This is a genomic window from Starkeya sp. ORNL1 (genome assembly GCF_012971745.1).
Taxonomy (GTDB): domain Bacteria; phylum Pseudomonadota; class Alphaproteobacteria; order Rhizobiales; family Xanthobacteraceae; genus Ancylobacter.
In genome coordinates this window covers 3,822,837-3,844,006 of the sequence record NZ_CP048834.1, presented here as the reverse complement: position 1 = coordinate 3,844,006, position 21,170 = coordinate 3,822,837, and the positions used below count along the sequence as shown (strand labels likewise).

The 21,170-nt window shown below is 67.8% G+C and carries 21 protein-coding genes; 19 read left to right on the top strand and 2 right to left on the bottom strand.

What is annotated here, in order from left to right; genetic code table 11:
• Positions 1-34: 34 nt before the first annotated feature.
• Entirely contained in the window at positions 35-1,390 is a 1,356-nt protein-coding gene (gene phaZ / locus G3545_RS18250) for a polyhydroxyalkanoate depolymerase (RefSeq protein WP_170014689.1), read from the bottom strand.
• 197 nt (positions 1,391-1,587) lie between these two features.
• On the opposite strand from phaZ, the gene G3545_RS18245 reads away from it, so the two are divergent.
• Both G3545_RS18245 and G3545_RS18240 read left to right on the top strand, forming a co-directional pair.
• Positions 1,588-2,955, top strand: coding sequence for an ActS/PrrB/RegB family redox-sensitive histidine kinase (locus tag G3545_RS18245; protein ID WP_170014688.1), 1,368 nt, complete (start codon positions 1,588-1,590; stop codon positions 2,953-2,955).
• Between the two features lie 181 nt (positions 2,956-3,136).
• Positions 3,137-3,685 carry an ActR/PrrA/RegA family redox response regulator transcription factor gene (locus tag G3545_RS18240; protein ID WP_170014687.1) on the top strand — a complete coding sequence of 183 codons (549 nt, stop codon included), beginning with the start codon at positions 3,137-3,139 and terminating at the stop codon, positions 3,683-3,685.
• 130 nt (positions 3,686-3,815) lie between these two features.
• Here the strand turns inward: G3545_RS18240 and G3545_RS18235 are convergent, their stop codons facing one another.
• Positions 3,816-4,817 carry an adenosine kinase gene (locus G3545_RS18235; RefSeq protein ID WP_170014686.1) on the bottom strand — a complete coding sequence of 334 codons (1,002 nt, stop codon included), beginning with the start codon at positions 4,815-4,817 and terminating at the stop codon, positions 3,816-3,818.
• A gap of 106 nt (positions 4,818-4,923) precedes the next feature.
• Here G3545_RS18235 and G3545_RS18230 point away from each other — a divergent pair, with 106 nt between their 5' ends.
• The 17 genes from G3545_RS18230 to G3545_RS18150 all read left to right on the top strand — a co-directional run bounded on the left by G3545_RS18230 (position 4,924) and on the right by G3545_RS18150 (position 21,107).
• Complete coding sequence (locus G3545_RS18230; protein WP_170014685.1) at positions 4,924-6,468, top strand: lipid II flippase MurJ; 1,545 nt, start codon at positions 4,924-4,926, stop codon at positions 6,466-6,468.
• Positions 6,469-6,556: 88 nt separating this feature from the next.
• Entirely contained in the window at positions 6,557-7,588 is a 1,032-nt protein-coding gene (gene trpS / locus G3545_RS18225) for a tryptophan--tRNA ligase (RefSeq protein WP_170014684.1), read from the top strand.
• A gap of 177 nt (positions 7,589-7,765) precedes the next feature.
• Entirely contained in the window at positions 7,766-8,422 is a 657-nt protein-coding gene (locus tag G3545_RS18220; RefSeq protein WP_170014683.1) for an isoprenylcysteine carboxylmethyltransferase family protein, read from the top strand.
• Positions 8,423-8,480: 58 nt separating this feature from the next.
• Positions 8,481-8,978, top strand: a complete 498-nt coding sequence (locus tag G3545_RS18215; protein WP_170014682.1) for a universal stress protein — start codon at positions 8,481-8,483, stop codon at positions 8,976-8,978.
• Positions 8,979-9,092: 114 nt separating this feature from the next.
• Complete coding sequence (locus G3545_RS18210; RefSeq protein ID WP_170014681.1) at positions 9,093-9,647, top strand: NifU family protein; 555 nt, start codon at positions 9,093-9,095, stop codon at positions 9,645-9,647.
• Between the two features lie 107 nt (positions 9,648-9,754).
• A complete protein-coding gene (tsaB, locus tag G3545_RS18205) occupies positions 9,755-10,438 on the top strand; it encodes a tRNA (adenosine(37)-N6)-threonylcarbamoyltransferase complex dimerization subunit type 1 TsaB (RefSeq protein ID WP_170014680.1) in 684 nt (227 codons plus the stop codon).
• On the top strand, positions 10,435-10,926 hold the full coding sequence (locus G3545_RS18200) for a GNAT family N-acetyltransferase (RefSeq protein WP_170014679.1): 492 nt from the start codon (positions 10,435-10,437) through the stop codon (positions 10,924-10,926). Before tsaB ends, G3545_RS18200 begins: the two co-directional genes overlap by 4 nt.
• Positions 10,927-10,989: 63 nt before the next feature.
• Complete coding sequence (locus G3545_RS18195; protein WP_170014678.1) at positions 10,990-11,418, top strand: Fur family transcriptional regulator; 429 nt, start codon at positions 10,990-10,992, stop codon at positions 11,416-11,418.
• A 20-nt stretch (positions 11,419-11,438) separates the two neighbouring features.
• Positions 11,439-12,206 (top strand): lysophospholipid acyltransferase family protein, encoded by a 768-nt coding sequence (locus G3545_RS18190; RefSeq protein ID WP_170014677.1) that lies wholly within the window; start codon positions 11,439-11,441, stop codon positions 12,204-12,206.
• 213 nt (positions 12,207-12,419) lie between these two features.
• Complete coding sequence (gene miaB / locus G3545_RS18185) at positions 12,420-13,829, top strand: tRNA (N6-isopentenyl adenosine(37)-C2)-methylthiotransferase MiaB (RefSeq protein ID WP_170014676.1); 1,410 nt, start codon at positions 12,420-12,422, stop codon at positions 13,827-13,829.
• Between the two features lie 113 nt (positions 13,830-13,942).
• Positions 13,943-14,950: a PhoH family protein gene (locus G3545_RS18180; protein ID WP_206151274.1), complete on the top strand. Its 1,008-nt coding sequence runs from the start codon at positions 13,943-13,945 to the stop codon at positions 14,948-14,950.
• Positions 14,947-15,447: an rRNA maturation RNase YbeY gene (ybeY, locus tag G3545_RS18175; RefSeq protein ID WP_170014674.1), complete on the top strand. Its 501-nt coding sequence runs from the start codon at positions 14,947-14,949 to the stop codon at positions 15,445-15,447. The genes G3545_RS18180 and ybeY overlap by 4 nt, the downstream gene beginning before the upstream one ends.
• A 17-nt stretch (positions 15,448-15,464) precedes the next feature.
• Positions 15,465-16,649: a hemolysin family protein gene (locus G3545_RS18170; protein ID WP_170014673.1), complete on the top strand. Its 1,185-nt coding sequence runs from the start codon at positions 15,465-15,467 to the stop codon at positions 16,647-16,649.
• 62 nt (positions 16,650-16,711) lie between these two features.
• Positions 16,712-18,301, top strand: coding sequence for an apolipoprotein N-acyltransferase (gene lnt, locus G3545_RS18165; protein WP_170014672.1), 1,590 nt, complete (start codon positions 16,712-16,714; stop codon positions 18,299-18,301).
• A gap of 114 nt (positions 18,302-18,415) precedes the next feature.
• A complete protein-coding gene (locus G3545_RS18160; protein WP_170018147.1) occupies positions 18,416-18,823 on the top strand; it encodes a helix-turn-helix domain-containing protein in 408 nt (135 codons plus the stop codon).
• A gap of 316 nt (positions 18,824-19,139) precedes the next feature.
• Positions 19,140-20,333: a methionine adenosyltransferase gene (gene metK, locus G3545_RS18155; protein ID WP_170014671.1), complete on the top strand. Its 1,194-nt coding sequence runs from the start codon at positions 19,140-19,142 to the stop codon at positions 20,331-20,333.
• Positions 20,334-20,405: 72 nt separating this feature from the next.
• Entirely contained in the window at positions 20,406-21,107 is a 702-nt protein-coding gene (locus G3545_RS18150) for a tRNA (guanine(46)-N(7))-methyltransferase TrmB (RefSeq protein WP_170014670.1), read from the top strand.
• Positions 21,108-21,170: the final 63 nt, after the last annotated feature.

Below are 21,170 nucleotides of genomic sequence, written 5' to 3'. Positions count from 1 at the left end.
CGGATACCGGGCTCGCCCCGGTATCTCGCGTCAATTACTCCACGCCCGCCGGGGCACTGTTGGATTTCTTGTTCGGCCAGTTATTGGAGAGGATGAAGTCGGAGATGCGCGGCGCGATCTCGGAGCGGAAGCGCGAGCCGTTGAACACGCCATAATGCCCCACCGCCGGCTGGAGATAATGCACCCGCTTCTCTTCCGGGATGTTGACGCACAGCCGCTGCGCCGCCTCGGTCTGGCCGACGCCGGAAATGTCGTCATTCTCGCCTTCGACGGTGAGCAGCGCGACATTGCGGATCTTCGAGGGATCGACCGGCAGTCCGCGATGCGTCATGCGGCCGAGCGGCAGATCGTGGCGGATGAACACCGTCTCGATGGTCTGCAGATAGAACTCGGCGGAGAGGTCCATCACCGCCAGATATTCGTCATAGAATTCACGGTGCTTCTCGGCGGAATCGCCGTCGCCCTTCACCAGATGGCGGAACATGTCGGAATGCGCCTGGAGATGCCGCTCCAGGTTCATCGAGACGAAGCCATGGAGCTGCAGGAAGCCGGGATAGACCTGGCGCATCACGCCGGGATGCGGAAACGGCACCGACGTGATGACGTTGCGGCGGAACCAGTCGAGCCCGCGATCGATGGCGACGTCGTTCACGATAGTCGGGCTTTCGCGGGTGTCGATCGGGCCGCCCATCAGCACCATCGAGGCCGGGACGTGCGGGTCGTCCTCCGCCTCCATGCGCGCCACGGCGGCGAGCACCGGCACCGCCGGCTGGCACACCGCCATCACATGCACGCCGCCGCCGAGGCGGTGCAGCATGCTGATGACGTAGTCGATATAGTCGTCGAGATCGAACCGCCCCTCCGTGAGCGGCACCATCTTGGCGTCGACCCAATCGGTGACATAGACGTCGTGGTTCGCCAGCATCGTGCGCACCGTGCCGCGCAGCAGCGTGGCGTAGTGGCCGGACATCGGCGCCACGATCAGCAGTTTCGGCTGCGGCCGGCGCGGCGCGTGCTCGAACACCCGCTCGAAATGCAGCAGCCGGCAGAACGGGCGTTCCCACGCCGCGCTCACCCGTACCGGAACCTGCGTCGCGCCCACGGTGACGCTGTCGATGCCCCAGTCCGGCTTGCCGTAGCGCCGGGTGGCGCGCTCGAACAATTCGCACCAGGCAGCGGCCGACTTGCCGAGCTGAGTGTGCGCCAGCGGATTGACCGGGTTGCGGTAATACAGCCGGCCGGCATCGGCCAGCGCGCGATAGGGGTTCAGCGCCGCCTGCCCCATCTCGAACATCCAGTAGAGCGGGCGTGACAATGCCGATGCCGCCTCGATCGAGGGATCCGGCAATTCATCGGCATGCAATGCGTTGCCGAACACTCCGATTGCCATCTGCGGCTCCACTCCCGTCGCCGGCGCGTCCCGTCGCCAAGCTTGTGCGTTGCAACATAGATAAGCGCTTGGTGCGGCGCGTCAACGCATGCCTGCATTATGGCTAGGCGATAGCGGGCCGACATGCCTGTTCTTGCGCCAGTGCAGCCCGGCACGAGGCCCTTCCCAACCGCTCGCGCGCGTTCTAACGCTTCTTCATGCTGTTCTCGCTCGACCGCCCCATTGGCGAACGTTTCTTCGGCCTCCGGCTCGATACGCTGGTGCGGCTGCGTTGGCTTGCCGTCGCCGGGCAGACGCTCGCCATCATCGTGGTGCAGCTGCTGCTCGGTTTCTCGCTGCCGATCGGCGCCTGCCTTGCCGTGGTCGCGCTCTCCGCCTGGCTCAACCTCGCGCTACGGCTGCGCAATCCCGGCGCGCGCCGGCTGTCGGATGGCGAGGCGGCGTGGCTGCTGGCCTATGACATATTGCAGCTGGCCGCGCTGCTGTTCCTCACCGGCGGCCTCGCCAATCCGTTCGCGCTGCTGTTCCTCGCCCCGGTGCTGATCTCGGCGACCGCGCTGTCGCCGCGCACCACCATATTGCTCGGCCTGCTGGCGGGGCTGTGCGCCGCCATTGTCGGGCTTTGGCAGATGCCGCTGCCCTGGGCGGCGCATGATGCGCTGGGCGCCGCTCCCCAACTGCCGCCGCTCTATCTCGCCGGCATCTGGTGCGCGCTGGCGCTCGCCATCGCCTTCATCGGCGTGCATGCGTGGCGCGTCGCCGAGGAGACCCGCGAACTGTCCGAGGCGCTGGCCGCCACCGAGCTGGTGCTGGCGCGCGAGCAGCATCTCTCCGCGCTGGACGGCCTCGCCGCCGCCGCCGCGCACGAGCTCGGCACCCCGCTCGCCACCATCACCGTCGTCGTCAAGGAACTTGGCCGATCGCTGCCGGCCGAGAGCCCGATGAGCGAGGACATCAAGCTCTTGTCCGAGCAGGTTGACCGCTGCCGGGCGATCCTGCGCACGCTCACCTCGCTCGACGCCGGCGACGCCCCGTTCGACCGCATGCCGATCTCGCACATCATCGAGGATGTGGTCGCCCCGCACCGCAATTTCGGCATCAATATCGCCATCGCGCTGCCGACCGGCGGGTCCGAGCCGGTGATCGCGCGCAATCCCGGCCTGCTCTACGGGCTCGGCAACATCGTCGAGAACGCCGTCGATTTCGCTGCCACCCGGGTCGAGATCGTCGCCAGCTGGACCGACCGCGAGGTCGTCATCACCGTCACCGATGACGGCCCCGGCTTCCCGCCCGAGCTGATCGACCGCATCGGCGCGCCCTATGTGACCAGCCGCGGCCGCCACCGCTGGCGCAAGGGCGGCGATGGCGACGGTGATGGCGACGGTGATGGGCTCGGCCTCGGCGTGTTCATCGCCAAGACCTTGCTGGAGCGCTCCGGCGCCGAGCTCGGCTTCCTGAACCGCGTCGCCCCCGCCCATGGCGCCGAGGTGAGCGTGCGCTGGCCGCGTGCGCTGATCGACATCTCCGACGGGCGCGAGCGGGCGCGGACCATCGACGCCGCATGATCGCGATTTCGGCCCGATCGCACGCTGTTGATGCGGTTTCGGGTTCGCTGCGCGCGCTTGACGCATGGACTCTTTGCGGGAACTTTGCGTGCTCCGTCGCGGGATAGTAGTCTGCGACGAATGTTGAGGCCGTTTCGCGCGTCCCCCACGGGGCGCATCGTCCGGCCAAGGAAGATACGCCATGCTCGACGCCACCTCCGATACCGCCGACCGCTCGCTGCTGATCGTCGATGACGATCGGCCCTTCCTCCAGCGCCTCGCCCGCGCCATGGAATCCCGCGGCTTCGTCGTCACCACCGCCGAGACCGTGGCCGACGGCCTCGCCCGCGTCGAAGGCGGCGCGCCGGCCTATGCGGTGGTGGACATGCGGCTTGGCGACGGAAACGGGCTCGACGTCATCTCCGCCTTGAAGCGCCGCCGTCCCGAAGCGCGCGGCATCATCCTCACGGGCTACGGCAACATCGCCACCGCGGTGAATGCGGTGAAGATGGGCGCGGTCGATTATCTGGCGAAGCCGGCGGACGCCGACGACATCTGCGCCGCCTTGAACGCGCAGGGCGACTACAAGCCGCAGCTCCCCGAGAACCCGATGTCGGCGGACCGGGTGCGTTGGGAGCATATCCAGCGCGTCTATGAATTGTGTGGGCGCAATGTCTCCGAGACTGCGCGCCGCCTCAGCATGCACCGCCGCACGCTGCAACGCATCCTCGCAAAGCGCGCGCCGCGTTAGTCGGCGCCAGGCGAGCATCCTTCGAGGCCCGGCTTTGCCGGGCGCCTCAGGATGAGGTCGCTTTTTAAATGAACCTCATCCTGAGGTGCGAGCGCCAGCGAGCCTCGAAGGATGCTCGCGCCGAGCTACCTCAAACCCTGAGCCCGTTCTCTTCCGCCAGCTCCTTCAGCGAGCGTTCCGGGCGCGCGCCCATATGGCTGATCACCTCGGCCGCGCACAGCGCGCCGAGCCGCAGCGACTCCTCCGGGGAGAAACCGCGGGCGTGGCCGTGCAGATAGCCGGCGGCGAACAGGTCGCCGGCGCCGGTGGTATCGACGACGCTGGCCACCGGGAACACCGGCACCGCAAATGTCTCGGGACCCGCAACGGTGAGCGCCCCGTTCTCGCTGCGCGTCACCACGGCGCGCTTCACGTCCTGGCGGAGCACCGCGAGGGCGGTGTCGAAATCCGCGGTCTGGTAGAGCGACTTCAGCTCGGTCTCATTGGCGAACAACAGGTCCACCGTGCCCTCGCGCATCAATCCGAGGAATTCGGCGCGGTAGCGGTCGACACAGAACGCGTCGGAGAGCGTCAGCGCTACAGTCCGCCCCGCCTTGTGGGCGATGCCGGCAGCCTTGAGGAAAGCCTGCTTCGCCGGCGGCGGATCCCACAGATAGCCTTCGAGATAGGTCACCGCCGCGCTAGCCACCAGCGCCTCGTCGAAATCGTCGGGCACGAGATTCTGCGCCGCGCCGAGATAGGTGTTCATGGTGCGCTCGCCATCGGGCGTCACCAGGATCAGGCAGCGCGCCGTCGCCGGGCCGGTCGCCGCCGCGACGGTGGGAAAGCGCACGCCGGCCGCCTCGATGTCATGGTCGAAGATCAGGCCGAGCGCGTCGTCCTTAACCTTGCCGATGAATCCGGCGCGTCCGCCGAGCGAGGCGACACCCGCCATGCTGTTCGCCGCCGAGCCGCCGGAGATCTCGATGCCCGGCCCCATGGCGGCATAGATCGTCTCCGCCTGCGTCTCGTCGATCAGCGTCATGCCGCCCTTGCGCATGCCGTGGCGGATGAGGAAGTCGTCCTCGGTGCGGGCAAGGACATCGACGATGGCATTGCCGAAGCCGAGCACGTCGAGTTGGGGTGCGCTCACGAGCGGGCCTTTCTTTACTGCCGGGGTGCTGCGACGCGGTAGCAGAGCGGGACAGGCCTCGCAACGCTTCCGGCCGTCACCCGGTCAGGTTAAATATGACCCGCCCATGAGCCCCGCCCCTGAAGCCCCGTTCCGTCATGCCTCGACCGTGGCCGGCCTGACGCTCGCCTCCCGCGTGCTCGGCTTTGTGCGCGACGCCGCGGTCGCCGCCTTGTTCGGCGCCGGCGCGGTGGCGGATGCGGCGGTGGCCGGCCTCGCCGTGCCGCAGCTGGCCCGTCGCCTCCTCAGCGAGGGCGCGCTTAATGCCGCGGTGGTCCCCGGCCTGCTCGATGCCGAGCGCGAGGCGGGAATCGCAGAGGCGCGTGCCCGCGCCGCTGCCGCTCTGGCGCTCATCACCGCCGCGGCCAGCCTGCTTGCCATCGTCATGACGGTGTTGATGCCGCTGGTCATCGCTCTGCTGGCGCCCGGCTTCGATTGGGACGGCGAACGCGCCGCCGGTGCCGTGCTGGTCGGCCGGCTCGCCGTGGTCTGCCTGCCCTTGATGGCGGCGGCCGGCGTGCTGGCGGCGATCGCCAACGCGTCCGGCCGCGCGACCATGCCCGCCTTCGCCCCGGTGCTGAGCAACATCGCCGTGCTTCTCGTGCTCGGCGTAGTGTTCCTGGTGCCGGAGAGCCGTGCACTCGCCTGGCTGGCCGCGGCGAGCGTCGCCGGCGCCCTGGCGCAGCTCGCCTTGATGATCGGCGCGGTCAATGGCAGCCGGTTCGCGCCTTCTGGCGTATCTGGGCAAGCGCTGCGCGCCGCGCTCGGTGCCGCCTGGCCGATGCTTGTCCAATCCGGGCCTTCCTTGCTGGCGGCGGCGCTGCCGCAGCTGCGTTTCCTGGTGGCGGGCGCCGCGGCATCCGGCACGGTCGGAGGCGTCGCCGCGCTGTTCTACGCCGGCCGGCTGATCGAACTGCCGCTCGGCGTGGTCGGCGCCAGCGCCGGTGCGGTGCTGCTGCCCTTGCTGGCGGCGCAGGCGCGCTCGACCCCCGGCAATGCCGGTGCCCGCGCGGCCGAGGCGGCGCTGGCGCTGACCTTGCCGGCCGGCCTCGGGCTGATGGTGCTGGCCGAGCCGATCGTGGTGGTGCTGTTCAAGCGCGGCGCCTTCGATGCCGATGCGGTGGCCGCAACGTCCTATGTGCTGGCTCTGCTTGCGCTCGCATTGCCGGTGCAGGCAGTGGAGAAGATCCTCGCCGCCATCGCCTTCGCCCATGGCGAGGGCCGCCTTGCCACGCGTGCCGGCCTCGCCGCACTGGCGGCCGGCGGCGTTGCTGGTTTCGCACTGGCGGGTCCGCTTGGTGTTGCGGGGCCGGCGCTCGGCATCCTCGTCTCCAGCGCGGTCGGGCTGGCGGGACTGACGCTCGGCCTCGCGCGGCGTGGCCTCCTGAGGCTGGATGGCGCGGTGCGCCGCCGCCTGCCGCGCCTCGCGCTCGCCGCGCTCGCCATGACGGTGGCGGTCATGGGCGCGGCCTGGCTGCTGTCGGACGCACTTGCCGCGCACGGCTTAGCCGGCCTCGCCGCGCTTGCCGGCTGCGTGGTGTTCGGCGTCGCCATCTATGCCGGCGCCGCCCAGCTTTCCGGCGCGCTCGACCTGACGGCGTTGCGCCGCTGAAGGCCGGCACCGGATGCCATCACACCTTGCCGCGCCGGCTTGTGCATGTCATAGCGCCCGCGCTTCGGCGAACTGAGGAACGGCATAAATGGCATTCCAGCAGCGGGTCTTCTCCGGCGTGCAGCCGACGGGCAATCTGCATCTCGGCAATTATCTTGGCGCCATCAAGCGCTTCGTCGAGCTGCAGGCGAGCTATGACTGCCTGTATTGCGTGGTCGATCTGCATGCCATCACCGTCTGGCAGGATCCGGTCGAGCTGAAGAAGCAGATTCGCGAGGTCACGGCTGCCTTCATCGCCGCCGGCATCGACCCGACACGCCACATCGTCTTCAACCAGAGCCAGGTCGCCGAGCACGCCGAGCTCGCCTGGGTGTTCAATTGCGTCGCCCGCCTCGGCTGGCTGAACCGCATGACCCAGTTCAAGGAGAAGGCCGGCAAGGATCGCGAGAACGCCTCGGTCGGGCTCTATGCCTATCCGAACCTGATGGCGGCCGACATCCTGGTCTATCGCGCCACCCATGTGCCGGTGGGCGAGGACCAGAAGCAGCATCTGGAGCTGACCCGCGACATCGCGCAGAAGTTCAACAATGACTTCGCACCCTCCATCGCCGCGGCCGGCTTCGGCGAGGCGTTCTTCCCGCTCACCGAGCCGCTGATCGGCGGCCCGGCGGCGCGGGTGATGAGCCTGCGCGACGGCACCAAGAAGATGTCGAAGTCCGACCCGTCGGATCTCTCGCGCATCAATCTCACCGACGATGCCGACGCCATCGCCTCCAAGGTGCGCCGGGCCAAGACCGATCCGGAGCCGCTGCCCTCCGAGGCGGAAGGGCTGGCGGGACGGCCGGAGGCGGAGAATCTGGTCGGGATCTATGCCGCCCTCGCCGGCAGCACGAAGGCCGAGGTGCTGGGCGAGTTCGGCGGCGGGCAGTTCTCCACCTTCAAGGCGGCGCTGGTCGATCTGGCGGTGGCCAAACTCGGCCCGATCGGCGGCGAGATGAAGCGCCTGGTGGACGATCCCGTCCATATCGACGCCGTGCTGCGCGACGGCGCCGACCGCGCCCGCGTGATCGCGGCCGAGACCATGACCCATGTGAAGGATATTGTCGGCCTGGTGCGGTAGCGCAGGAACCCATCGTCATCCCGGACGGCCGTCAGGCCGAGCCGGGATCGCGCAAACGTGGGAGAGCGATCCCGGCTCTCCGGCTGTGCCTGCGGCCGGGATGACGCCACTATCCTTGGATCGCTGGCGATCCTCGCCCCATATCGAGTGGACCGTCTCGTCAACGAGGCTGTCGCCATGTCGAAGCCCAGACTGGCCCTGTTAACGATCGTCAGCACCCTCGCCTATCTCGCGCTTCCGATCCTCGGCTGGGGCGGTATCGCGCCGTTCTTCGCCGGTCCGGCGCGGATCGCGCTCACCTTGGTGCTGTTCGTGTTCGCACTCGCGGCGCTGTTCACGCAAGGCAATCTCAGCACCGGCGTGCGCGAAGACCGTTCCAATCGCTGGGTGCTCGCGACCTTTGGCGTGCTCGGCCTGCTGGCCGGCTGGATTCCTGCCTATATGGACCGCCTTGATGTGTGGACGCTCGACGGCGACACCATGCGCTGGTTCGGTGTCCTGCTGTTCGCGGTCGGCGGTGCGCTCAGGCTCTCGCCGGTCTTCGTGCTCGGCCACCGCTTCAGTGGCCTGGTGGCGATCCAGCCCGGGCATAGGCTGGTCACCGGAGGCATCTATGGCGTCATCCGCCATCCCAGCTATCTCGGTTTCCTCATCGGCTCGCTCGGCTGGGCGCTCGCCTTCCGCTCCATCGCCGGGGTGGTGCTCGTAGTGCTGATGATCGTGCCGATCATCGGGCGCATCCGCGCCGAGGAGTCTTTATTGCGCTCGGAGTTCGGCACCGCGTACGACGCCTATCGCGCCCGCACCTCCCGGCTGATTCCGGGCCTTTATTGAGGCCGGGCATGTCGTCGCGCTGTTATGATAGAAATGCCCGGGACACCCAGGAGCAGCCATGCCGCGCAGGCGCCAGAGCCATGAGCCGGGCCACCGCCGCAAATTCCTGGTGGTGATCGATGACACCCCGGAATGCGACCGCGCGGTCTATTACGCCGCGCGCCGCGCCGCCCGCACCGGCGGCAGCGTCGTGATGATCGCCGTGCTGGAGCTTGCCGACGTGCAGAGCCAATGGTTCGGCGTCGCCGGGCTGATGCGTGCCGAGGCCACCGACCAGGCGCGCGGACGGCTTGATCATTTCGCCGCCCGTGCCCGCGGCGTCGCCGGCGTGGATACCGAGAGCGTGGTCCGGGAGGGCCGCATCGCCGAGGAGATCGTCCATCTGATCGAGGCCGACGAGGACATCGCCATATTGGTGCTGGCTTCGGGCACCGGCAATGAAGGGCCTGGGCCGCTGGTCTCGGCGCTGGCGCATGGCGCCTGGGCCGGGCTTGCGGTGCCGATCACCATCGTGCCCGGCGCGCTGTCGGACGGCGAGATCGACGCGCTGGCGTGACCGCCAGGCCACTTCCCTCGCGCCCCGCTGGAGCTTATCTAAGGAGAAACCCGTTTTCGGGTGAAAGCCATGCCACCGGGGCCTTGACCCCCGGCCGGAAGGAGAAGACCCGAGATGTTCATCCAGACAGAAGCCACCCCGAATCCCGCCACGCTGAAGTTCCTGCCGGGCCGTACCGTGCTGGGCAACGGCACCTTTGAGGCGCGCGATGCCGGGGAAGCCGTGCGTTCGCCGCTGGCGGCCCGGCTGTTCGAGATCCCCGGCGTCACCGGCGTCTTCTTTGGCTCGGACTTTGTCACCGTGACCAAGGGCGCGGGCGAATGGCCTCACCTCAAGCCCGCCATCCTCGGCGTCATCATGGAGCACTTCGTCTCCGGCCATGCCGTGCTCGGCGAGGAGCATGAGGAGGCCGTGGACGACGCCTTCTTCGAGGCGAAGGATGCCGGGCTGGTCGATACCATCCGCGAACTGATCGATACCCGGGTCCGCCCGGCGGTAGCCAATGATGGCGGCGACATCACCTTCCGTGGCTACAAGGACGGCGTTGTGTTCCTTGCCATGAAGGGTTCGTGCTCGGGCTGCCCGTCCTCGACCGCGACGCTGAAGAACGGCATCGAGAACCTGCTGCGCCATTTCGTGCCGGATGTGACCGAGGTTCGCCCGGTCTGACGCATCGATCAGGCTGAGGTACTCTTTAGCCTGACGTACCGGTCGCTGGCGACTTCTCCGTCCGCCCGATCCATTGCATGGTGGATCGGGGGAGGAATTTTCTTCGCATGTTGATTCTCGCCATAGATACGGCGCTCGAGGCCTGTTCCGCGGCCTTGCACGATGTTGCGACCGACGAGACGCTTGCCGCCGAGCGGCTGCCGATGGCGCGCGGCCATGCCGAGGCGCTGGTGCCGCTGGTGCAGCGGCTGATGCTGCAGGCCGGCAAGGAGTTCAGCGAAATCAGTGCCTTCGCCGTCACTGTGGGGCCGGGCAGCTTCACCGGCCTCAGGGTTGGGCTGTCCGCCGCGCGCGGCTTCGGCCTCGCCACCGGGCGCCCGGTGATCGGCATATCGACGCTGGCGACGCTTGCCGCCCCGCTGCTCGGCAGCGATGACGCGGTGCCCGCGGTCGCCGCCATCGATGCCCGCCACGGAAATCTCTACATCCAGATGTTCGGTGCCGGCGGCCGGGTGCTGATCAGCGCCCGCGCGGTCGGCATCAAGGAGGCGGCGCGGGCAGTGGCGATCGGCCCGGTGCGTATCGCCGGATCGGGTGCGGCGCTGCTGGCGGAGAGCTGGCCGGCCGGCGAGCCGGCGCCGCTGCTGGTCGATGTCAACGCGACGCCGGATGCGATCTGGCTGGCGCGCCTCGCCTCGGTGGCCGATCCCGCCCGTTCCAAGCCGCGCCCGCTCTATCTGCGCGGTCCCGATGCCCGTCCGCAGGATGCCGCGCGCATCGCCCGGCGATGAAGGCCCTCATCGCGCAATGGTTCGGCGCCAAGGAGCCGGTGCTGCGGACCGCGACCAGCGCCGATGCCGCAGCGCTCGCGCTCGTGCACGCCTCGGCATTCCATATCGCCTGGGACGCCGCGGAGTTCGAGCGCCTGCTGGCCGACCGGCTGAGCCGGGCCTTGGTTGCGACGGATGGTCCCGGCGGGGCGCCGATCGGCTTCATACTGGTGCGCGGCGTGAAGCCGGAGACCGAGATCCTCTCCGTCGCCGTGGTGCCGCGCCGGCGCGGGCATGGCCTCGCGCGGCGCCTGCTCGAGCGCCAGCTCGGCCAGCTCGCCGCGGAGGGGTTCACCACGGTTTTCCTAGAGGTTGAGGAAGGCAACGCACCCGCGCGCCGGCTCTATGATCGCAACGGATTCGCGGAAGTGGGTCGCCGCGCCGGCTATTACCGCACCGCGTCGGGAACGCCGGCAACAGCGTTGGTCATGCGGCGGGACATCGCCTAGTAATAAGTTGCCCCTGACCGGCCCCGTGCGTCATAAGGCTGGCTTTGGAAGGGATGAGGCGGCATGAACGACAAGCCGACCGCGATCGAAGAAGCCTGCATGACCCGCGGCCTGCGCATGACCGATCAGCGCCGGGTGATCGCGCGCGTCATCACCGACGCACAGGACCATCCCGACGTCGAGGAACTGCACCGTCGCGCCGCGGCCGTGGACGACCGCATCTCGATTTCCACCGTCTACCGCACCGTGAAGCTGTTCGAGGATGCCGGCATCATCGAGCGCCACGATTTCCGCGACGGCCGCTCGCGCTACGAGCCGGTGCCGGACGAGCATCACGACCATCTGATCGATATGCGCAGCGGCACCGTGGTCGAGTTCCGCTCCGAGGAGATCGAGCAGCTCCAGGAAGAGATCGCCCGCAAGCTCGGCTTCCGCCTGGTCGGGCACCGGCTGGAGCTCTACGGCGTGCCGCTCGACAGGAAAAAGGACTGATTCGTGAGGGCAGGGCCTCCATGAGGGCTTGGCTGGTGCTGGTGCCGGTGGTGCTGGTCACCGTCATCGGCATACCGCTGCAATGGCTCTCGGTTGCCTTGAAGCTGCCGAGCCGGCGCTGGATCCCGCTGGTCTATCATCGGCTGCTCCTCGGGATGATCGGCGTGCGGGTACGCACGGTGGGCGAGCCCGCCTCCGTCCGGCCGCTCATCCTGGTCTCCAACCACGCGTCCTGGCTCGATATTCCCGTGCTCGGCTCTCGGGTTCCGCTCGGCTTCATCGCCAAGAGCGAGGTCGCCGGCTGGCCGGGCATCGGGCTGCTGGCGAAGCTCCAGCGTACCGTCTTCGTCGACCGCGGCAGCCGCAATGCCACCGGCAAGGTGAATGAGGCGATTGCCGCGCGGCTGCGCGACGGCGATCCGGTGGTGCTGTTCGCCGAAGGCACTTCCAGCGACGGCAATCGGGTATTGCCGTTCCGCTCGGCCCTGCTCGGCGCGACCCGCGACGCCTATGGCAGCGGCGCGCCGGCCGGCGTCCAGCCGCTCGCCATCGCCTATGTCGGCCTCGACGGCGTGCCGCTTGGCCGCGCCCGGCGCCCGATGGTGGCCTGGTACGGCGACATGGACCTGGCGCCGCACCTCTTCACCATCCTGCGGCGCGGCGGCGTCGATGTGGAGGTGCATTTCGCCGCGCCATTGACCGGCCCGGACCGCAAGGCGCTCACCACCGAGGCGCACCGGCAATCGCGCGCCATGCTGTCGAGGGCTCTGAGCGGAAGGCCGGCATAAAACCTTTGCGCCGCCTTGCGTGCATTCCCTTTTCGGCGGAATCCGGTTAAACACGGATTCAGGCGTGGCCAAGGAGACGTAGACGATCTCGACCCGGGAACGAACGGCGATTTGCGCGGACGCCTTCACGAAGGCGTCGCAGCCGCGCGCCAGATTCTCACATGGGTCCTGCCGGACGCATCAGCTGTTCCGGCATGGGTCGATCGAAGCGCGATGAGCGAACCCCGCAAGCTGTACGTAAAGTCCTTCGGTTGCCAGATGAACGTCTATGACGCCCAGCGCATGACGGACACGCTGGCGCGCGAGGGCTATGTCGAGACCAATTCGGCCGAAGACGCTGACCTGGTCATCCTCAACACCTGCCACATTCGCGAGAAGGCCGCCGAGAAGGTCTATTCCGAGCTCGGCCGCCTGCGGAAACAGCAGGAGGAGCAGGGCCGCAAGACCATGGTCGCGGTGGCCGGCTGCGTCGCCCAGGCCGAAGGCGCCGAGATCGTCAAGCGCGCCCGCGTCGTCGACCTCGTGGTCGGCCCGCAAAGCTATCACCGCCTGCCGGAGCTCATCGCCAGCGCCGAGCAGAAGCGCGGCGTGGTGGAGACCGAGTTCCCGGTCGAGGACAAGTTCGACTTCCTCGCCCCGCCGACCCGGCAAGCCATCGCCAGGCGCGGGCCTACCGCCTTCGTCACCGTGCAGGAAGGCTGCGACAAGTTCTGCACCTTCTGCGTGGTGCCCTATACCCGCGGCGCCGAGGTCTCGCGCCCGATCGCCAAGATCGTCGAGGAAGTGGCGCGGCTCGCCGATGGCGGGGTGCGCGAGGTCACGCTGATCGGGCAGAACGTCAATGCCTATCATGGCCTTGACGAGCGCGGCCGACCAGCCGGGCTCGCCGAGCTGGTGCGCCGCATCGCCGCCATCGAAGGCATTGCCCGGGTGCGCTACACCACCAGCCATCCGCGCGACATGGATGACGAGCTGATCGCCGCCCATCGCGACATGCCGGCGCTGATGCCCTACCTGCACCTGCCGGTGCAGTCCGGCTCCAACCGCCTGCTGGCGGCGATGAACCGCAAGCATGACCGCGAGCTCTATTTCGAGATCGTCGAGCGGGTGCGTGCAGTGCGGCCGGACATCGCCTTCTCGTCCGATTTCATCGTCGGCTTCCCCGGCGAGACCGACGAGGATTTCGCCGACACCATGGATCTGGTGGAGAAGGTCGGCTTTGCCGGCGCCTTCTCCTTCAAGTACAGCCCGCGCCCCGGCACCCCGGCGGCGACGCATGCGGACCAGATCCCCGAAGCGGTGATGAACGAGCGCATTTATGCGCTCCAGGCCTTGCTGGAGCGGCAGAAGGCGTCGTTCGACGAGGCCTGCCGCGGCAGGCGCTTCGACATATTGCTGGAAAAACCCGGTCGGCTGCCGGGTCAAATTATCGGGCGCTCGCCCTATCTTCAGTCCGTTGTGGTGCTGGCACCGCGCGAGGCCATCGGCACGCTGGCGCGTGTCGAGATCCGCGAAGTCAGCACCAGGAGCCTTGCCGGCGAGGTGCTGGGAGGCGAGTTCTTTGCAGGTGGCGCCGCGGCCAGCGCGGCCCATGTCATGCGAGAGGAGAAGGTGGAGGCTTGAGCGTGCGTCGACCTGGGTCCGATTCCGACCGGCCGCTTGTGGCCGCGCGTGCCTCCGCGTCCTCCAGTTCTGCGTCTTCTTCCAGCCCCAGCCCGTCTTCCACAGCGAGCTGGATGACCCCGGCCTCCGGGGCGCCGGCGCAGATCGTGCTCGCTTTCGACGACAACCGGCTCGCCAGCCTGCTGTTCGGCCATTACGGCCAGAACCTCGCGCTGATCGAGCGCCGGCTCGACGTCGTCGCCGAGCAGCGGGGCAACCATGTCACCATCGAGGGCGCGCGCGAGGCCTGCGACCAGGCCCGTCATGTGCTGGAAACGCTCTATGCCCGTCTCAAGAAGGGCGGCGAGCTTGCCACCGGCGATGTCGAGGGGGTGATCCGCGAGGCGGCTTCGCAGGGCTTCCTGTTCGACTTCGACCCCGCGGCCCGCAAGCAGAGCTTCGACGAGATCCAGCTGCGGCGCCGCCCGGTGCGCGCTCGCACCGCGGCGCAGGATGCCTATATCCGCGCCTTGAAGCGCCACACGCTAGTGTTCGGCGTCGGCCCGGCCGGTACCGGCAAGACATGGCTGGCGGTGGCTTATGCCGTGCACCTGCTGGAGCGCCGCGCGGTCGACCGCATCATCCTGTCTCGCCCGGCGGTCGAGGCCGGCGAGCGGCTCGGCTTCCTGCCCGGCGACATGAAGGAGAAGGTCGATCCGTATCTGCGCCCGATCTATGACGCGCTGCACGATCTGATGGACAAGGCCTTCGTCGAGCGCGCGCTGGCGTCCGGCGAGATCGAGATCGCGCCGCTGGCCTTCATGCGCGGGCGCACGCTGGCCAATGCCTGCGTCATCCTCGACGAGGCGCAGAATACCACCTCGATGCAGATGAAGATGTTCCTCACCCGCCTGGGCGAGAATTCGCATATGATCGTCACCGGCGATCCGAGCCAGATCGACTTGCCGCCCGGCCAGAAGTCCGGCCTGGCCGAGGCCGTCGACCTGCTCGGCAATGTCGAGGGCGTCGAGGTCTGCCATTTCACTGCGGCGGACGTGGTGCGCCACGAACTGGTCGGACGCATCGTCGCCGCCTACGAAAAGCAGGGCCAGACGCAGGCCCAGGGAAACGTCAAGACATGAGCGATGGCAGTACCATCGAGGTGGATGTGCTGGTGGAGGCCGACGCCTGGTCGGGCCTGCCGGCCGCCGCCGAGCTGATCGAAGTCGCGGTTGCCGCGGCCTGCCGTTCCGCCGGAACCGATCTGCCGGAGGAAGCCGAGATCGCGGTGATGCTCACCGACGATGAGGGCATCCGCGCGCTGAACCGCGATTGGCGCGGCAAGGACAAGGCCACCAATGTGCTGTCCTTCCCCTCGCCCACGGTGGCGCGCGAGGGCGGCGATCCCCATCTCGGCGACATCGCCATCGCCTATGAGACCATGGCGCGCGAGGCGGCAAGCGAAGCCAAGCCGCTCGCCAACCATCTGGTCCATCTTGCCGTGCACGGCACGCTGCATCTCCTCGGCCACGACCATGAGGAACCCGGCGAGGCCGAGGCGATGGAAGCGCTGGAGCGCTCCGTGCTGGCGGGTCTCGGCGTGCCGGACCCCTATGCCGAAACCGACCCCGTTCTTTGAACCGAACCATTAGAGACATGTCCGATCCTGCCCACTCCCCTTCGCCGACGCCGACCGAAAGTTCTGGTTCGGCCGACGAACCACGATCTTCCGAGACTCGATCTCCTGAGCCGCGCGGCGGCGGCCTGCTGGACCGCTTGCGCGGCCTGATCGGCGGCTGGCGCTCCTCCGGCTCGCTGCGCACCGACCTCGCGGAGGTGCTGGCCTCCACCAGCGTCGACGCCACCGCTGACCTGTCGGTGACCGAGCGGGCGATGTTGAAGAACATCCTCGATCTGCGCGAATTGCGCGTCGGCGACGTCATGGTGCCGCGCGCCGATATCATCGCGGTGCAGAAGGACGTCGTGCTCGGCGAATTGCTGGCGGTGTTCGCCGATGCCGGCCATTCCCGCCTGGTGGTCTATGACGACACGCTCGACGACCCGGTCGGCATGGTCCATATCCGCGACCTCGTCGCCCATCTCACCCAGCGCGCCATGACGCCGCGCAGAAGGGAAGCGACGCAGGAAGCGACACACGAGGCGGGGACACCGGACGAGCCGGTCCGCGCCGAGGCCAAGGGGCTGCTGCCGGCCTTCAATCTCAAGGCCATCGATCTCGGCGCCTCGCTCGGCTCCGCCAAGCTGATCCGCCGTCTGCTGTTCGTGCCGCCCTCCATGCCGTCGATCGAGCTGCTCGCCAGCATGCAGGCGAGCCGCATCCATCTCGCGCTGGTCATCGATGAATATGGCGGCACCGACGGCATCGTCTCGATGGAGGATCTCGTCGAGGAGATCGTCGGCGACATCGAGGATGAGCATGACGACGAGGAAATGCCGCTGATCGCCAAGCAGGCCGACGGCAGCTACATCGCCGACGCCCGCGCCGGGCTCGAGGAGGTGGCGGAAGAGGTCGATCCGGCCTTCGCCATGGGCGAGGAGGCCGAGGAGGTCGACACGCTCGGCGGCTTGCTGGTCACGCTCGCCGGTCGCGTGCCGGTACGCGGCGAGATCGTCGCCGGCCCTGGTGCCTTCGAGATCGAGGTGCTGGACGCCGATCCCCGCCGGGTGAAGCGGCTGCGCATCGTTCCCGCCCGCGAGGGCACGCGGCCGATGCGCCGTCCCGAGCATGGCGGCACGCCGCCGGCGCGCGGCAGCCTTCCGCCGCCTGCCGAGCAGCAGAGCGGGCCGCGCCCGGTGCTGCGTGATCCGGACGCCGCGTGAGCGCCGCCCGGACTGTCGCGCGCATTCTTCTTCCGAAACATCCGCCGAGACCCGTGCCACCCATGCCGGTGACGCTTCCCGACCGCATCATGCTCGCGACCGGCTGGCGGCGGCTGGCGCTCGCCTTCCTGGCCGGTGCGCTGTCCGCGCTCGCCATGCCGCCGTTCGGCGTGTGGCCGCTGCTGGCGCTGACCTTGCCGGTACTCGTGCTGCTGATCGACGGCGCGGCGATCGCCGGGGGACGCGGCTATTGGGGCGCCTTCACCGCCGGCTGGTGGTTCGGCTTCGGCTATCTGGTCGTGGGCCTGTGGTGGATCGGCGAGGCCTTCCTGGTGCAGGCCGATGCCTTCGCCTGGATGATCCCGTTCGCCATCCTCGGCCTGCCGGCCTATCTCGCCATCCATGTCGGCCTCGGCTGCGTGCTTGCCCGCGCGCTCTGGAGCGAGGGGCCGTGGCGCATCCTGGCGCTGGCGGCCGGCTTGGCTGCCGCCGATTGGCTGCGCGGCATCGCGCTGACCGGCTTTCCCTGGAACAGCTTCGGCTATGCGCTGGCCAATAATCTCGAGCTTGCCCAGGCTGCCTCGCTGTTCGGCCTGTGGGGGCTGAGCCTTATCACGGTCGCGGTGCTAGCAAGCCCGGTGACGCTGCTTGCCGTTCGTTCAAGCAAACGCGTCCGCTGCATTCCGCCACTGATCGGTGTCCTCGTGCTGGCGGGCATGTGGGGCTTCGGCGCCTGGCGGCTGGCGGATACCGAGGTCGGCACGGTGCCCGGCGTCAAGCTGCGCATCATGCAGCCGGACCTGCCGCAGGATCAGAAATTCCGCTACGACGCGCGGCAAACCGTCGTCGACCTCTATCTCAAGACCAGCGTCGAGCAGGGCGGGCTGGCCGGCGTCACCCATCTGTTCTGGCCGGAATCGGCCTTCCCCTTCTTCCTCGAGCGCGAGCCGGACGTGCTGCTGCGCATCGCCGACCTGCTGCCGCCGGGAGCGGTGCTGGTCACCGGCGCCGCGCGTGCTGCCCCGCCTGATCCCGGCCGTACCGGGGCGAAGGTCTATAACAGCCTGCGGGCCATCGGTTCGGATGGCGCCATCCTCGCGACTGCCGACAAGGTCCATCTGGTGCCGTTCGGCGAATACCTGCCGTTCCAGCCGCTGCTGGAGAGCCTCGGCATCGAGCAATTGACGCGGGTGCGCGGCGGTTTCGCGGCTGCGACGGAGCGCCATGCCTTCGCCATTCCCGGATTGCCCAACGCGGCGCCGCTGATCTGCTACGAGGCGATCTTCCCGGGCAACGTGCTCCCGGTGGATGGGCCGCGGCCCGGCTTCCTGCTCAATGCCAGCAACGATGCCTGGTTCGGCCTGACGCCGGGCCCCCACCAGCATTTCGAGCAAGCGAGGCTGCGTGCCGTAGAGGAAGGTCTGCCGCTCGTGCGTGCCACCAATAACGGCATTTCTGCAATCGTCGATCCGGTGGGCCGAATCACCGGTCTGCTACCTCTGGGTGTGCGCGGGGTCCTCGACGGCGCGCTGCCGACTGCGCTGCCTGCAACCTTCTACGGTACATGGGGCAATAGTGTACCGCTATTGATGATAATTCTCACTATTGCCCTCGCGTTTACAATGCGTTGCACGGATACACGCAGAAGTTGATCGACGGTCCCGTACGCATTCCATAGACTATCCAAGGGCTGGGCGTCGCTTCGCCTCTCTGCAAAAGAGAGGGAGGTATTTTTTTACTTGCGAACGGGGAAGTCTATGACGTCCATAACCAAGAAGTCTCCCAATCCGATTGATAAGCACGTCGGAAGCCGAGTGCGTATGCGACGCATGATGGTCAGCATGAGCCAGGAGAAGTTGGGAGAAAATCTCGGGATTACCTTCCAGCAGATCCAGAAATACGAGAAAGGTACCAATAGAATTGGTGCCAGCCGCTTGCAGCATATCTCCAATGTCTTGGGCGTGCCGGTAGCGTTCTTTTTCGAAGGCGCCCCTTCCGGATCGCCCGCGACCGGCTTCTCCGAGGACTCGTCGCCGGCCTATGTGTCCGACTTCCTCGCGACCTCCGAGGGTCTCGCCTTGACGCGCGCCTTCACCCGCATCTCCGATGCCAAGGTGCGCCGCCGTATCGTCGATCTCGTCGAGGCGCTGGTCAACGAAACCCCGGCTTCCTAGAGCCTTCACGCAAGAGTCGGCCGGCTTTTGCGTTCGGACACGCCTTCGTGCATCGAAGCGAGGGCGCTCCCCATCGTTCGGATGGTTCCATCCGAACGCAAAGGGCGTTCGCAAGGCCGCTTCGTGTTTTCCGGCATTAACCCCTGGGGCCTGCCATCGCCGGTGACGACCGGCGTGGCGGACGTGGCGTTCGTTTTTCCGAACAAATTCGTCGGTCCGATCTTGACCCGCAACCCGGCCCTTGCCAGAACGGCGGCCGGGGATCTTGGCGCTGGATCGGGCGCTCGCCCCGGTCGGTTTATTGGAGCGACGTCACGTGTCCCGTCAGGCTTATCTGTTCACCAGCGAATCCGTTTCCGAAGGTCATCCGGACAAGGTCTGCGACCGCATCTCCGATGAGGTGGTCGACGCCTTCTTCCGCCACGGCCCCGAATATGGCTGGGATCCGAGCAATCTGCGCGTCGCCTGCGAGACCCTCGCCACCACCAATCGCGTGGTGATCGCGGGCGAGACCCGCGGTCCCTCCGCCATCACCCGGGATTTCATCAAGCACGTCGCCCGGCTCGCGATCAAGGATATCGGCTACGAGCAGGAGGGCTTCCATTGGGAGACCGCGGATATCGACGTGTTCCTGCATGCGCAGTCGGTCGACATCGCGCAGGGCGTCGATTCCGGCCATAACAAGGACGAGGGTGCCGGCGACCAGGGCATCATGTTCGGCTATGCCTGCCGCGAGACCCCGGAGCTGATGCCGGCGCCGATATATTACGCCCACAAGATCCTGAAGCTGCTGGCCAATGCCCGCCACTCCGGCGAGAGCACCGTGCTCGGCCCCGATGCCAAGAGCCAGGTGACCGTCCGTTACGAAGGCGGCAAGCCGGTGGAGGTCACGCAACTCGTGCTTTCCACCCAGCACCTCGACGCCGATCTGTCGTCGCACGACGTGCAGTCCATCGTTGAGCCCTATATTCGCGAGGCGCTGCCCGAGGGCTGGATCACCCCTTCGACCATCTGGCACGTCAACCCCACCGGCAAGTTCGTCATTGGCGGGCCGGATGGCGATTGCGGCCTCACCGGGCGCAAGATCATCGTCGACACTTACGGCGGCGCGGCGCCGCATGGCGGCGGCGCCTTCTCCGGCAAGGATCCGACCAAGGTCGACCGCTCGGCCGCCTATGCCGCGCGCTATCTCGCAAAGAACGTGGTGGCGGCGGGCCTTGCCCAGCGCTGCGCCATCCAGCTCGCCTACGCCATCGGCGTGTCCGACCCGCTCGCGGTCTATGTCGATCTCTACGGCAGCGGCGAAGTCGACGAGGCGAAGCTGGAGAAGGTGCTGCGCGAGGTGATGAACCTGCGCCCGCGCGGCATTCGCGAGCATCTCCAGCTCAACAAGCCGATCTATGCCCGCACCTCGGCCTATGGCCATTTCGGCCGCACCCCGGAAGCCGATGGCGGCTTCTCCTGGGAGCGCACCGACCTCGCCGACACCCTCCGTTCGGCGATGAGCTGAACGGCCGCCAAGCTTGCCGGATAGAGCTCCGGTCGCTAAGCGGGGCGGATGAAGATCCGTCCCGAGCCTGACATGACCACAGACGTCCGACCGAAGCCGACGCACGAGGGCGCTTTCTATGGCCGGCGCCGCGGCAAGACGCTGCGCTCGATTCCGGCCGGCCATATCGCGCACGATTTGCCGGCCTTCGCGCTCGATCCGGCGGCTCTGCCGGCCGACCTCGCCACACTGTTCCCATTGCCGGTGCGCGCGCTCAGGCTGGAGATCGGCTTTGGCGGCGGCGAACATCTCGTTGCCGAGGCGCAGCGTCACCCGGACGTCGGCTATATCGGCGCGGAGGCCTTCCTCAATGGCCTCGCCAAGGCGACGGCAGCGGTCGCCACCCTCGGGCTGCCGAACATCCGGCTCTATGGCGACGACGTGGTGCCGCTGCTGGACCGTCTCCCCACCGCCGCGTTCGAGCGCGTCGACCTGCTCTATCCCGATCCCTGGCCGAAGCGCCGGCACTGGAAGCGCCGCTTCGTGCGGCCCGACAATCTCGATCGCCTCGCCCGGCTGCTGAAGGCCGGCGGGCATTTTCGCTTCGCCACCGACATTGACGAATACGGCGCCTGGACGCTGCGCCATCTCGCGGCCGATCCGCGTTTCCAATGGCGCGCGCGCCGCGCCGCCGATTGGCTGACACCGTGGGAAGGCTGGCCCGGTACGCGCTACGAGGCCAAGGCGAAGCAGGCCGGCCGTATACCCTGTTACTATGAGTTCCAACGCATCTAAATACCGTGTGCTATTGTCGGAACCGCGTAGGTCGCGGTGCGTTATCCGCGGCAACGGGACCTT